This is a genomic window from Streptomyces sp. NPDC014676, from assembly GCF_043084105.1.
Lineage (GTDB): Bacteria > Actinomycetota > Actinomycetes > Streptomycetales > Streptomycetaceae > Streptomyces.
Genome location: NZ_JBIBZI010000007.1, coordinates 395,374 through 407,203, shown reverse-complemented (window position 1 = coordinate 407,203; position 11,830 = coordinate 395,374). Strand labels below are relative to the sequence as shown.

The 11,830-nt window shown below is 74.9% G+C and carries 10 protein-coding genes and 1 pseudogene; 5 read left to right on the top strand and 6 right to left on the bottom strand.

Translation table 11 applies throughout. The annotated features are described in order from the left end of the window. Nucleotides 1-27: 27 nt before the first annotated feature. From ACF1DX_RS22380 to ACF1DX_RS22370, 3 genes are read left to right on the top strand one after another with little or no spacing between them, the layout of a single operon-like run. Entirely contained in the window at nt 28-786 is a 759-nt protein-coding gene (locus ACF1DX_RS22380) for a LamB/YcsF family protein (protein WP_391792880.1), read from the top strand. Beyond that, nucleotides 783-1,406 (top strand): allophanate hydrolase subunit 1, encoded by a 624-nt coding sequence (locus tag ACF1DX_RS22375; protein ID WP_391792879.1) that lies wholly within the window; start codon nt 783-785, stop codon nt 1,404-1,406. Before ACF1DX_RS22380 ends, ACF1DX_RS22375 begins: the two co-directional genes overlap by 4 nt. Continuing rightward, a complete protein-coding gene (locus tag ACF1DX_RS22370) occupies nt 1,403-2,290 on the top strand; it encodes a biotin-dependent carboxyltransferase family protein (protein ID WP_391792878.1) in 888 nt (295 codons plus the stop codon). The genes ACF1DX_RS22375 and ACF1DX_RS22370 overlap by 4 nt, the downstream gene beginning before the upstream one ends. An 85-nt stretch (nt 2,291-2,375) precedes the next feature. Here ACF1DX_RS22370 and ACF1DX_RS22365 read toward each other — a convergent pair whose 3' ends face one another. From ACF1DX_RS22365 to ACF1DX_RS22345, 5 genes are all read right to left on the bottom strand, one after another. After that, nucleotides 2,376-3,227 (bottom strand): SGNH/GDSL hydrolase family protein, encoded by an 852-nt coding sequence (locus ACF1DX_RS22365; protein ID WP_391792877.1) that lies wholly within the window; start codon nt 3,225-3,227, stop codon nt 2,376-2,378. After that, nucleotides 3,224-4,405, bottom strand: a complete 1,182-nt coding sequence (locus ACF1DX_RS22360) for a glycosyltransferase (protein ID WP_391792876.1) — start codon at nt 4,403-4,405, stop codon at nt 3,224-3,226. Before ACF1DX_RS22360 ends, ACF1DX_RS22365 begins: the two co-directional genes overlap by 4 nt. After that, nucleotides 4,402-5,526: a glycosyltransferase family 4 protein gene (locus ACF1DX_RS22355; RefSeq protein WP_391792875.1), complete on the bottom strand. Its 1,125-nt coding sequence runs from the start codon at nt 5,524-5,526 to the stop codon at nt 4,402-4,404. The genes ACF1DX_RS22360 and ACF1DX_RS22355 overlap by 4 nt, the downstream gene beginning before the upstream one ends. Nucleotides 5,527-5,688: 162 nt before the next feature. Continuing rightward, the gene (locus tag ACF1DX_RS22350) at nt 5,689-7,107 is read right to left on the bottom strand and encodes a HEAT repeat domain-containing protein (protein WP_391792874.1); all 1,419 of its coding nucleotides are present in this window, start codon (nt 7,105-7,107) and stop codon (nt 5,689-5,691) included. A 300-nt stretch (nt 7,108-7,407) separates the two neighbouring features. Beyond that, nucleotides 7,408-7,800 (bottom strand): ankyrin repeat domain-containing protein, encoded by a 393-nt coding sequence (locus ACF1DX_RS22345; protein ID WP_030867898.1) that lies wholly within the window; start codon nt 7,798-7,800, stop codon nt 7,408-7,410. 261 nt (nt 7,801-8,061) lie between these two features. Between ACF1DX_RS22345 and ACF1DX_RS22340 the strand changes: the two genes are divergently transcribed. Next, the gene (locus ACF1DX_RS22340; RefSeq protein ID WP_030867896.1) at nt 8,062-8,256 is read left to right on the top strand and encodes a hypothetical protein; all 195 of its coding nucleotides are present in this window, start codon (nt 8,062-8,064) and stop codon (nt 8,254-8,256) included. 49 nt (nt 8,257-8,305) lie between these two features. Further along, nucleotides 8,306-9,975, top strand: a pseudogene (locus ACF1DX_RS22335) (hypothetical protein). A 325-nt stretch (nt 9,976-10,300) separates the two neighbouring features. Here ACF1DX_RS22335 and ACF1DX_RS22330 read toward each other — a convergent pair. Then, complete coding sequence (locus ACF1DX_RS22330) at nt 10,301-11,800, bottom strand: PLP-dependent aminotransferase family protein (protein WP_391792873.1); 1,500 nt, start codon at nt 11,798-11,800, stop codon at nt 10,301-10,303. Between the last annotated feature and the right edge of the window lie 30 nt (nt 11,801-11,830).

Sequence of the window (11,830 nt, the reverse complement as noted above, 5' to 3'; positions counted from 1 at the left end):
GCACGAGGCAGGAGAAACGAAGGACCCATGACGTCGATCGATCTGAACGCCGACCTCGGCGAGGGGTTCGGCCGCTGGCGGCTCACCGACGACGAGCGGCTGCTGTCCGTGGTGACCAGCGCCAACGTGGCGTGCGGTTTCCACGCCGGGGACGCGGTCACCATGCGCCGGGTGTGCGAGCTCGCGGCCGGGCGGGGGGTGCGGATCGGCGCCCAGGTCTCCTACCGGGACCTGGCCGGGTTCGGGCGGCGCGCGATGGACGTGCCGCCCGCCGAACTGGCGGCCGAGGTCGCCTACCAGATCGGCGCCCTGGAGGTGTTCGCCCGCGCGGCGGGCGCCCGCGTGGCGTACGTCAAACCGCACGGGGCGCTGTACAACCGGGTGGTGCGCGACGAGGAGCAGGCCGGCGCGGTCGTCGACGGGGTGCTCCTGGCGGACGCCACGCTGCCCGTGCTCGGCCTGCCCGGCTCCCGGCTGCTGGAACTGGCCCGGAAGGCGGGGCTGCCGGTGGTCACGGAGGCGTTCGCCGACCGGGCGTACACCGACGGGGGCACGCTGGTGCCACGTGGTCAGGAGGGCGCCGTGGTCACCGACCCGGAGTCGGTGGTGGCTCGTTCGGTGGACCTGGCCCGCCACGGGGAGGTCGACGCGCACTCGGGACGGCGTATCGAGGTGCGGGCGCGCTCCCTGTGCCTGCACGGTGACACGCCCGGCGCGGTGGACCTGGCGCGACGGGTGCGTGACGCGCTGGAGGCGTCCGGGGTGCGGGTGGAGGCCTTCGTATGAGGGTGCTGCCCGTCGGCGAGGACGCGCTGCTCGTCGAGGTCTCCTCGGGCGACGAGGCCCAGGCGCTCCACGCGGAGCTGCTGCGGCGCCGCGCGGAGGGCTCGTTGCCGGCCGGTGAGATCGTCCCGGCGGCGCGCACGGTGCTGCTCGACGGCCTGTCCGATCCGGCCCGGCTGGCCGCCGAACTGACCGCCCTCCGTCTCCCGCCCGTGCCCCCGCACGCGCGGGAGACGGTCGAGATCCCGGTGCGCTACGACGGCCCTGACCTCGCGGACGTCGCCGCGCACTGGGGTGTCCCCGCGCGGGAGGTGGCCCGCGTCCACGCGGGCACCGAGTTCCGCGTCGCCTTCTGCGGGTTCGCGCCCGGCTTCGGCTACCTCACCGGTCTGCCGGCCCGCTACGACGTGCCCCGCCGGGCCACTCCGCGCACCGCTGTCCCGGCCGGCTCGGTGGCGCTGGCGGGTCCCTACACGGGCGTGTACCCGCGGTCCTCGCCGGGCGGCTGGCAGCTGATCGGTACGACCGACCTCGTGCTGTGGGACCACGCGCGCGTGCCGGCGGCGCTGCTCTCCCCCGGCACGCGGGTGCGTTTCGTCCCGGTGACGGGGTCCGCGGCATGACGGACCGTGCGCTCGCCGTCGTCCGCGCGGGAGCCCTCACCACCGTGCAGGACCGGGGCCGTCCTGGACACGCCCATCTCGGCGTCCCCCGTTCCGGGGCGCTGGACGGGCCCGCGGCGGCGCTCGCCAACCGGCTGGCCGGCAACCCGCCGGACGCGGCCGTCCTGGAGACGACCCTCGACGGCTGCTCCCTGCGGCCCCGTTCGACGGTCACCGTGGCGGTCACCGGGGCTCCCTGCCCGGTCGCCGTGGACGGCCGGCCGGCCGCCTGGGGAGCGCCGGTGCGCGTGCGTGCCGGGTCCGTGCTGGACGTCGGCGCGGCGGTCTCCGGCGTACGCGCCTACGTGGCCGTCTCCGGCGGGATCGCCGTCGAGCCGGTGCTGGGCAGCCGCTCCACGGACCTGCTCTCCGGTCTCGGCCCGGCGCCCCTCACGGACGGTGCCGTACTCCCCCTGGGAACGCCCGGGGAGCCCCACGCGCGCGTGGACGTCGCCCCGCAGCCGGCGCCCCCCGACGAGCTCGTGCTGCGGGTGACGCCGGGCCCGCGCGACGACTGGTTCACCCCGGCCGCCGTACGGCTCCTCACGTCCCGCGCGTACCACGTGTCGCCGGCGAGCAACCGCATCGGACTGCGCACGACCGGACCGGCCCTGGAACGGGCCCGCCGGGACGAACTCCCCAGCGAGGGCATGGTGCTGGGCGCGGTCCAGGTGCCGCCCGACGGCACGCCGGTGGTCTTCCTCGCCGACCATCCGACCACCGGGGGCTACCCGGTGGTCGCGGTCGTCCGCCCCGCCGACCTCCCGGCCGCCGCGCAGGCGCGCCCCGGCACACCGGTCCGCTTCGTCGCCGTACGGTCCCGTCGACGCCTCTCCGGCGGATGACACCCGGGTCGCGTGCGAGGCAGGGGGCGTCGGCACCGTGGCCCTCCCCGCGCGGGAGGGCAGGTGTACCCCGTGTCCGGACAGGTCAGGCGGCACCCGGGCGTCGTTCCCCCGTCGACAGCGCGGCCAGGGCCGCCGAAACGGCGGCGGAGGCACGCAGGTCGAGGCGGACGCTGGTGCCCCGCGCGTGGTGGCGCATCTCGTCGGCGGCCAGGGAGAGCAGTTGCGGCAAAAGGTCGGCGCACCGGCGGGCCACCCAGCCGGTGCCGGCCGTGGCCAGCCACCGCAGGCTCGCCCACGCGGTGGGTGCCGGGGAGTCCGGTTCGGGCGAGGGGGCCGGCCCGGTCGCGACACCGCGTTCCGTCAGCAGTGCGTGGAACCGCACGGCCAGTTGACGGTGTCCCGGCTCACCGGGATGCAGCCGGTCCGCGCTCCACATCGACCGGTCGCTGATCCAGTCCCCCTCGCCGGCGTGCAGATGCGCCGCGCCGTAACGGTCGGACAGGGCGTGCACGACGGTGTTCACCGCCCGTTGCCGCCGGGCCAGCGGGCGGGCCAGCGCGCCCGGCAGCCCCAGCATCCCGCCCGGATCGGGCAGGCACGCGGTGAGCAGCACGGCGCCCTGCTCGGTACAGGCCGCGTACACCTCGTCCAGCCTGGCCGCCACGTCATGGATGTCGAAGGTGCGGCGCAGGGTGTCGTTGACGCCGACGACGACGGAGACGAGGTCGGGCCGCAGTTCCAGCGCGGCCGGCAACTGCCGTTCGAGCACGTCGCGCGTCTGTGCCCCGCTCACCGCGAGGTTGGTGAACCGCACGGGCCCGGCACACAGCGACGGCGCGAGCAGCGCGGCCCAGCCGCGCCATCCGCCACCGGTCCGGTCCCCGACGCCCTCGGTCAGCGAGTCCCCGAGGGCCACGAACCGCAGCGGTCTCACGACAGCCCCCGGGACGCGACCGGCCGTACCGGGGGCACGGCTCCGTCCGCCGTCACCGGCGCGTCGAGGGCCGCGAGGAAGGCCGCCACGGCCGTCCCCCAGCCGAAACGCTCCGCACGCGCGCGTGCCGCCTCGCGCCGGACCGGCTCCGTCCGTTCCAGCAGGAGCTCGACGGCGTCCGCGAACGCCTCCCCCCGGTCCTCGGCGACCGCCCCCGCCGGGCCGATGACCTCCGGAAGCGCCGAGGACGCGCTCGCCACGACGGGCGTACCGCACGCCATCGCCTCCAGCGCGGCGAGCCCGAAGGTCTCGGCGGGCCCCGGTGCCAGGCACACGTCGGCGGACGCCTGGAGCGTGCCCAGCAGCCTCCGGTCGCGCACGTGTCCCAGGAAGGTCACCGGCAGTCCGCGCTCCCGCGCGCGCTGTTCGAGCCGTGCCCGCAGGGGCCCGTCCCCGGCGACCACCAGCACCGCGCGCCGTCCGCGCCGCAGCAGCGCCTCCAGCGCGTCCAGCGCGGTCCCGGGCCGCTTCTCCAGGGAGAGCCGGGAGCACATCACGAGCAGCGTCTCCGGCACGCGCGCGTGCCGGGCCCGCAGCCCCGGGTCGCGCAGCGCGGGGTGCCGTTCCACCAGATCGACGCCCAGTGGGGCCCGTACGACATTGCGGGCCCCTATGCGTACGAACTCGCGTGCGGCGAACTCGGTGGTGCACACCACGCGCGCGTACGCGTGTGCGGTGCGCGTGTTGAGGGCGTCCGCGGTGCGCCGGGCGGCCGGCTCGGGCAGTCCCCAGGTGCGCAGCACCCCGTCGGCGGTCTCGTGGGAGACCATGACCGCCGGGACGCGGGCCCGGCGGGCCCACCGTCCGGTCCAGCGCAGGGTCGTACGGTCGGACACTTCGAGCCGGTCGGGGGCCAGGTCCTGGAGCAGGGCGGCGATCCGCCGTTTGTCGGTGAGGACGCGGTAGCCGCCGGTGCCGGGCAGCAGCGGGCCCGGGAGGGTGATCACCCGCCCTTGCTCGGTGTGGTGGTCGCTCTCCCGTTCGCCGGGGACGATGAGCACGGGCCGGTGTCCCGCCTCCAGGTAGCCCTTGCCGAGTTCCCGCAGCGCGGTGCGCAGTCCTCCGGAGGCGGGCGCCACGAAGTTCGCCAGCCGCACGATCCGCAGCGACGCGCTCATGCCGCCACCGCCGTCCTGCGTCCGGCGAGCACATCGGCGTAGTGGCCGATGAGCTGGTCGCCGACGGCCGCCCAGGTGCGGCCCTCGACCGCCGCGCGTCCTGCCGCCCCGTACGCGGCCCGCAGGGCGGGGTCGGCGGCCATGGACCACACCGCGTCGCGTACGGCGGCGGCGTCGCGCGGGGGGACGAGGAGTCCGGTGCGGCCGTGCGCGACCAGGTCCAGCGGGCCGCCCACGGCGGGGGCGATCACGGGTACGCCGCTCGCCATCGCCTCCTGCACGGTCTGACAGAAGGTCTCGAACGGTCCCGTGTGCGCGAAGACGTCCAGTGAGGCGAAGATCCGCGCGAGGTCCTCGCCGGTGCGGCGGCCGAGGAAGGCCGCGCCGGGCAGCGCCTGCTCCAGGGCCGGCCGGCTGGGTCCGTCGCCGACGACCACGACCCGCACGCCGGGCAGCGTGCGGACCCCGGCCAACAGCTCGACCTGCTTCTCCGGGGCGAGCCGGCCGACGTAGCCGACGATCAGCTCGCCGTTCGGGGCGAGGGTGCGGCGCAGGGCCTCGTCGCGGAGGCCGGGCCGGAAGCGGACGGTGTCCACACCGCGCGGCCACAGCCGGACCCGGGGTACGCCGTGTGCCTCCAGGTCGCGCAGGGCGGCGCCGGACGGGGCCAGGGTGACGTCGGCGGCCGTGTGCACGGAGCGGATGCGCCGCCAGGCGGCCGCCTCGCCGGCGCCCATGTACGTACGGGCGTATCCGGCGAGGTCGGTCTGGTAGACGGCGACGGTGGGCAGGCCCAGGCGGGCGGCGGCCGCCATGCCGCGCACGCCGAGGACGAAGGGGCTGGCCAGATGGACGACGTCGGCCCGGTGCTCGGCGATCGCGGCGGCCGGGCGCCGGCTGGGGAGGGCGACACGGACCTGGGGATAGCCGGGGAGGGGGAGGGAGGGGACGCGGACGACGGGGCAGGGCACCCCGTCGCCGGGTTCGTCGCCCGCGACGGCGGGGGCGACGACGAGGGGGGTGTGACCGCGGTCGACGAGGTGCCGGGCGGTCTGGAGCGCGCAGTGGGCCACGCCGTTCACATCGGGGGGAAAGGACTCGGTGACGATGACGACACGCATACCGGTGTTGTCGCCGCGCCGGACGTGGTCACGTCAACGTGGATCTTTCCTCGCGGGGAACGCGCCGTGAGCGTTGCCTCCCTCACCCGCGCAGGTCAGGCGGCATCCACGCACACCTGACCCACGGGTCACCCGTCGTTCACACCGCGCGGGCGGAAGGGATCACACGGCGGTCTCCTCCGGGCCGATCCGGCTGCGTACGGCGGTCTGCACCTCGGCTTCCTCGGCCGGGTCCGCGGCGAGCCGGCGCAGGCGTTCGACGACCCGGGTGTCCCCGGTCTCGGCGTGCCGGGCGGCGATCTCGCGGGTGGTCTCCTCGCAGTCCCACAGGCACTCGACGGCGAAGCCGCTGCCGTAGGAGGGGTCGGTCGCGGCGAGGGCGCGGGCGGCGCGGCCCCGCAGATGGGACGAGGCGGTCTCGCGGTAGATGTGGCGGAGCACGGGGGCGGCGCAGGCGATGCCGAGGCGTCCGGCGCCGTCGACGAGGGTCCACAGGGTGGGCGCGTCGGGGCCCTCGCCCCGTACCGCCTCCCGGAGCGCCGCGAGGACCAGGTCGCGGTCCTGCAGACCGCCCCGGCAGGCGAGGACCCGGCCGGCGGCGGCGCCGAGCGGGTCGGGCCGACGGGCCCAGCCCCGCGCCCGGTCGACGGCGGCGAGACTGCGCATGCGTTCGAAGGCGTCGACGGCGGCCTCCACCACGGCCGTCGAACCGGTGGCCACGGCGCCCTCGATCAGGGCGAGGGCATCGGGATCGTTGCTGTCGGCGAGGTAGCGCAGGGCGGTGCACCGGGCTCCCTCGGTGCCGTCCTGGGCGGCCCGGACGATCTCGGGCCGGTCCTCGGGGCCCGCCACGGCGGCGAGGCAGCGGGCGGCCGGGACATGGAGCGCGGCGCCGCGTTCGACGCCCTGCTGGGCCCATTCGAACACCGCTCGCACGCTCCAGCCGGGGCGGGGCCCGCCGGGGCGCATCTGCCGCTGCCAGCGGTCGAAGGACCCGGCCTCCTGGGCGGCGCGCACGCGTGTGGCGACGGATGCGCGGGGATCGTCGGCCCACAGGCGCCAGGGCCGTGGCTCGAAGGCGTCGCGGACGGTGGCGGCGAGCTCCGCCTCGCCCTCGGCGTCGGTGGTGAACCGCGCGAGGACCGGGGCGGCCAGGGCGCGCAGGCCCGCGTCGTCGTCCCTCAGGGCCAGCTCGTCCAGGGCCCAGGCCCAGTTGGTGCCGTGGGCGGCGTACCTGCGCAGCAGGTCGAGAGCGTCCCGCCTGCCGTAGGAGGCGAGGTGCCCGAGGACCGCGAGGGCGAGTCCGGTGCGGGACTCGTCGGTGTCCAGGACGTCCTCGGGATCGAAGAGGTGGGCCTCGACCGCGTCCAGTTCGCCGTGCAGATCGAGGTAGAGGCGGGCGTAGTAGAGGGAGCGGTTCTCCACCTGCCAGTCGTGGCGCGGGTCGCGCAGCACACAGTGGTTCAGCGCCGCGAGCGCTTCGGAGCGCGGGGCGGTGAGCGCGTGCAGCGTGCCGTCACCACGGCCCCGCTGGAGCAGGCCGAGCAGCGTACCGCTGGGCGCTATGACCGGATCGAACATGGGAAACAGCCTCACATCAAGCGTCGACGCAACCGGGGACCTGCATTACCTGGCCGCGTGACAACACGTCGGGGCGCCCGCCGTTTCCTGCTTGCTGTAGACCATCTCTCTCTGCCTCTCGTCGGTGGCCCATGCGGACCGCATCACGGCCCGCGCGGTGCGGCAACACCTGCCCAGCCATCGCGTCCGTGAATCACGTCGTCATGATGACCCGGCGGTCACATCTACCGCGACCGAAATTTCGGCGGCCCTGTACCGCCTCCCCCGTTTTCTGTGTCTTCGCTGGTCAGAGCGGTTCGCTCAGCGCTCGCCGAACAGATCGAGCAGTTCCGTACGACCGAACATCCGGGCCGTGTCGACGGCCGAGGGGGTGCCCGCGGACGGGTCCGCGCCACCCTTCAGAAGGGCCTGGATCACCTCGGTCTCGCCCTTGAAGACCGCTCCCGCGAGTGGCGTCTGACCCCGGTCGTTGACGCGGTCCGCGTCGGCGCCGCGCTCCAGCAGCGCACGCACCGCCTCGGCGTGACCGTGGTACGCGGCGAGCATCACGAGGGAGTCGCCCCGGTCGTTGGTGAGGTCGGCCGGCACGCCCGCGTCGACGTAGGCCACGAGTTCCTCGGTCCGGCCGCGCCGGGCCAGGTCGAAGATCTTGGTCGCCAGCTCCACGACCTCGGGGTCGGGGGCATCGGTCATCGCCGGACCGCCTCTCACTGCACATGCTTCACGCATCGGGGACAGGACGTACGTCTGCGAGCGGTGCAGAGCCGTACGGGTGAATCGCCAGGGTACTGGCTCACCGGACACATGACCCGTCACGCCCGGGGCAATGATCACGGCAGACCCATTCGGGGGAAATGCCGAGAATCGAACCAGTTGCACCTTTTATCGTATGGATACATTCTGTGAGCCTGGCAGTACTCATGGTGACTGTCCCCGCGAACCAGGAGAACTCACATGATCGTCTCTATCTCATGCGTGGTGCTGCTCGGCATCGTCGTCTTCATCTTCTTCCGCAAGGACGGGCTGAAGGCGTCGCACGCCCTGGTGGCGATGCTCTTCGGCTTCTATCTGGCCAGCACGGCCATCGCACCCAGCATCAAGGCGGGCGGCGAAAGCCTGGCCGGCCTCCTGGGCGGATTCAAGTTCTGATCCGCCCGACCCCGCACCGCCCGCCCGTACGCACCCTCTGGAGACAGCAGTGGCCCGGCGCCCACTCCCCCGCATCCTGAGCAACGGCGGCGCACAGCTCGCCCGGAGCCGGGAACTGGCCAGGACGGCGGCCGAAGGCGCCACGGACGTCCTCCATCCGCTGATCACCATCACGCGCGGTCTGCGCCGGCTGGCCTCGGCCGGGCGGCGCAGGTGGGCCGACACGCCCAAGGACCGGCGTGGCGCGCTGCTCTTCCTGGTGGTGTCGGTCCTGCTGGTCGTGGCGCTCGCGCCGTACGGTCCCCTGCTCGCCGTCATCACCCTGATGGCGGCGGCGGCCTGGCAGGGCCGGGACCGTGCCCCCTCGGCGCCCGCCGGACCCGACGCGTCACAGGCCCAGCGCCTGAAGTCGCTCTACGAGGCCCTGGTGCCGTACTTCTCCGCCGCCGAGGACCCCGAACCGCTCTACGCCCACGGCGGCGACTGGGGAAAGGTCTTCTCCGAGTACGCGTTCGACTCCACCGGCCGGATCGCGCACCTGGTGATCGGCTACCCCGCCTACTTCACCGACGGCGAGCCGGAGTCACGGGCGCGGATCGAGCATCTGCTCGGCGCGAAATCGGGGCGGGGCCGTGAGTACCACTTCGCGTGGGACGAGGAGGCCAACCAGCTCACGGTCCGCGTCCTCGCGCCCCTGCCCACCGACATCGCCGCCCAGCCCTTCGTCACGGCCCCCGGTGAGACGGTCCTCGGCTTCACCGATCCCACCGGGGTGCAGCGGACGCTGCCGCTCACCCACGGCGCCCACGGCGAGGAGCGGCGCGATGTCCCGCCCGTCGTCTGGCGCACCGGCATCCGCTCCACCGAGTCCCATCTGCTCGTGGCCGGCCAGCCGGGCAGCGGCACCTCGACGCTGCTGCGCTCGATCGCCCTGCAGGCCCTGCACCACGGCGACGTGGTGATCGTCGACGGCGGGGGCACCGGCGAGTACGCCTGCCTGACCGGCCGGGACGGCGTGCTCGCCGTGGAGTGCGGGCTGACGGGGGCGCTGACGAGCCTGGAGTGGGCCGCGCACGAGACGGAGCGCCGGCTGATCGCGGCCAACCGCGCGCACCAGGCGGGCGACCCGCCGCCCGAGGACACCAGGCGTCCCCTGTGGCTGCTGCTGGACCGGCCGAGCGCGTTCACGCACCTGGCCGCCGCGGACGGCCGCGAGGATCCCCAGTCGCTGCTCCAGGTTCCGCTGCGGCACGGCCGTCCGGCGAACGTCACCGTGGTCGTCGCCGAGCAGCTCGACGGTCTGGAAGGCCTCAGCGATCCGGTACGGCAGCACACACGCGCGCGCGTGTCGTCCTCGGGTCCGCGACGGTGGAGGAGCTGAGGGCCGTTCTGGGAGCGCCGCCGCACACCACGCCGGTCGACCAGGTCCCGCCGGGGCGCGGCTACGCCCGGCTGGGCTCGGGGCCGGTCCACCGTCTCCAGGTTCCGGCGACGCCGGATCCGTACGACGACGCGACCAGTGAAGCGGAGCGGCAGGCGGTGCTGGAGCTGTTGCCGCCGCGGACGACGCCTGCGGACGAGGAGCCGGAGCGGCTGGAGGCGGGGGTGGCGGAGGCTGTGCGCCTCGACAAGGCGGCAAGGGAGAAGGCGGCCGGCGCCGGGACCGAGGGGGCGGCGGAGGCATCCGCCGAGGCGGCGGTGGCGGAGCCCACCACCTAGTGTGCCGCGCCGTTGACTCGCCGGTTCTTGGCGTCCCGGTGACGCCGGCTCGGCCGAGTGCTCCCAGGCCGAGGCCGAACGGGCGGCCGGCCGGCCCGGCCGGGCGAGGCGCGGATCCACCGACGGGCTTCGGGCGCAGCACACCAGCCGGCCGCCGGGGACGCCTTGTGGCACGTACCGCTGCGCCCACCCGTGCCGCCCCGGGGAATCTCCCAGGCCTTCGAGACGCTGGGGGAGGCACGGCTGCCCGCGGTCGCAGGAGCATCGTCCCCTCTCTGAACGTCCGGATGACCGCGCGCGGTCGCACCGGTACCGGCACCCCTGGTCACGCCACGAACGTGCGGGGGGTTTCCGTGCCGGACGTGCCGCCTGTCTCCACGATGCGGGCTGCTGCGGAGAGGCGTACCGCCGCCTCCTCCGCCACCGCGCCGCCCACCGTGAAGGGGAGGCGTATGTAGCCCTCGAAGGCTCCGTCGACGCCGAAGCGGGGGCCGGACGGGACCCGGACGCCCACCCGTTCGCCCGCCTCGGCGAGGCGGGAGCCCGAAAGGCCGCCGGTGCGCACCCACAGGGTGAGTCCGCCGCGCGGTACCTCGAACTCCCAGTCGGGCAGCTCCCGCCGTACCGCGGCCACCAGCTCGTCCCGGTTCTGCCGGGCCTGGGCACGCCTCACCTCCACCGCCTGTTCCCAGCCACCGGTGCCGAACAGCCAGTTCACGGCCAGCTGTTCCAGCACGGGCGTGCCCAGATCGGCATACGCGCGTGCGGCGACGAGGCTGCGGATGACGTCGGGTGCCGCGCGCACCCAGCCGATGCGCATACCGGCCCAGAAGGCCTTGCTCGCCGAGCCGACCGTGATCACCGTGGACCCCGCCGGGTCGAAGGCGCACACCGGGCGCGGCATCTCCACGTCCGGGTCGAGCCACAGCTCGCTCATCGTCTCGTCGGCGACCAGCACCGTGCCCGCGGAACGCGCCGCGTCCACCAGGCGGCGTCGCTGGTCCTCGTCGGCGAGCGCACCGGTCGGGTTGTGGAAGTCGGCCACGACGTACGCGATCCGGGGCGCCGCCTCGCGCAGCACCTGGCGCCAGCGGTCCAGGTCCCAGCCGGTCAGTCCCTCGGCCATGGCGACGGGGACGAGCCGGGCCCCGGCCTCCCGCATCAGCTGGAGGATGTTGGCGTAGGACGGCGACTCGACGGCGATGCGCTCGCCGCGTCCCCCGAAGAGGTGGCAGATGGCGTCGATGGCGCCCATGGCGCCGGTCGTCACCATGATCTGCTCGGGCATGGTCGGGATGCCCCGCGCGGTGTAGCGGTCCGCGATCATCGAGCGCAGCGCGGGCAGCCCGGCGGGATAGTCGCCGTGGGTGTGCGCGTACGGCGGAAGCTCCTCCAGCGCGCCCTGGACGGCCCGGGTGAGCCAGGGCTCGGGCGCGGGCAGCGCGGCACAGCCGAGGTCGATCATCGAGCCGAGGGCTTCGGGCGGCAGCGGTTCGAGCCCCCGCGCGGGCACCGGATTGCCGGCCGGGACCGCGGTCCAGCTGCCCGCGCCGCGCCGTGACTCCAGGAATCCCTCGGTGCGCAGCGCCTCGTAGGCGGCGGCCACGGTGGTGCGGCTGACGGAGAGGGCGAGGGCCAGTTCCCGTTCGGCCGGCAGCCGCGCGGCCACCGGGACGCGTCCCTCCAGCACCAGCAGGCGGACACCGTCGGCGAGCGCGCGGTAGGCGGGCGGACGGCGGGTCCCGGGACCGGCCGGGCGGTCCTGCTGGGAGTTGAGCAGCCGGGCGAGCTGCGCCGCACCCACTGCGGAGGTCCACTGCACCATGAGAATCAGTCCACCTTCCCCGGATTGGCC

Excerpts from the sequence above, each read along its gene's own strand:
- ACF1DX_RS22380 (WP_391792880.1), top strand. The coding sequence starts at position 28 with ATGACGTCGATCGATCTGAACGCCGACCTCGGCGAGGGGTTCGGCCGC.
- ACF1DX_RS22375 (WP_391792879.1), top strand. The coding sequence starts at position 783 with ATGAGGGTGCTGCCCGTCGGCGAGGACGCGCTGCTCGTCGAGGTCTCC.
- ACF1DX_RS22370 (WP_391792878.1), top strand. The coding sequence starts at position 1,403 with ATGACGGACCGTGCGCTCGCCGTCGTCCGCGCGGGAGCCCTCACCACC.
- ACF1DX_RS22360 (WP_391792876.1), bottom strand. The coding sequence starts at position 4,405 with ATGAGCGCGTCGCTGCGGATCGTGCGGCTGGCGAACTTCGTGGCGCCC.
- ACF1DX_RS22355 (WP_391792875.1), bottom strand. The coding sequence starts at position 5,526 with ATGCGTGTCGTCATCGTCACCGAGTCCTTTCCCCCCGATGTGAACGGC.
- ACF1DX_RS22350 (WP_391792874.1), bottom strand. The coding sequence starts at position 7,107 with ATGTTCGATCCGGTCATAGCGCCCAGCGGTACGCTGCTCGGCCTGCTC.
- ACF1DX_RS22345 (WP_030867898.1), bottom strand. The coding sequence starts at position 7,800 with ATGACCGATGCCCCCGACCCCGAGGTCGTGGAGCTGGCGACCAAGATC.
- ACF1DX_RS22340 (WP_030867896.1), top strand. The coding sequence starts at position 8,062 with ATGATCGTCTCTATCTCATGCGTGGTGCTGCTCGGCATCGTCGTCTTC.
- ACF1DX_RS22330 (WP_391792873.1), bottom strand. The coding sequence starts at position 11,800 with ATGGTGCAGTGGACCTCCGCAGTGGGTGCGGCGCAGCTCGCCCGGCTG.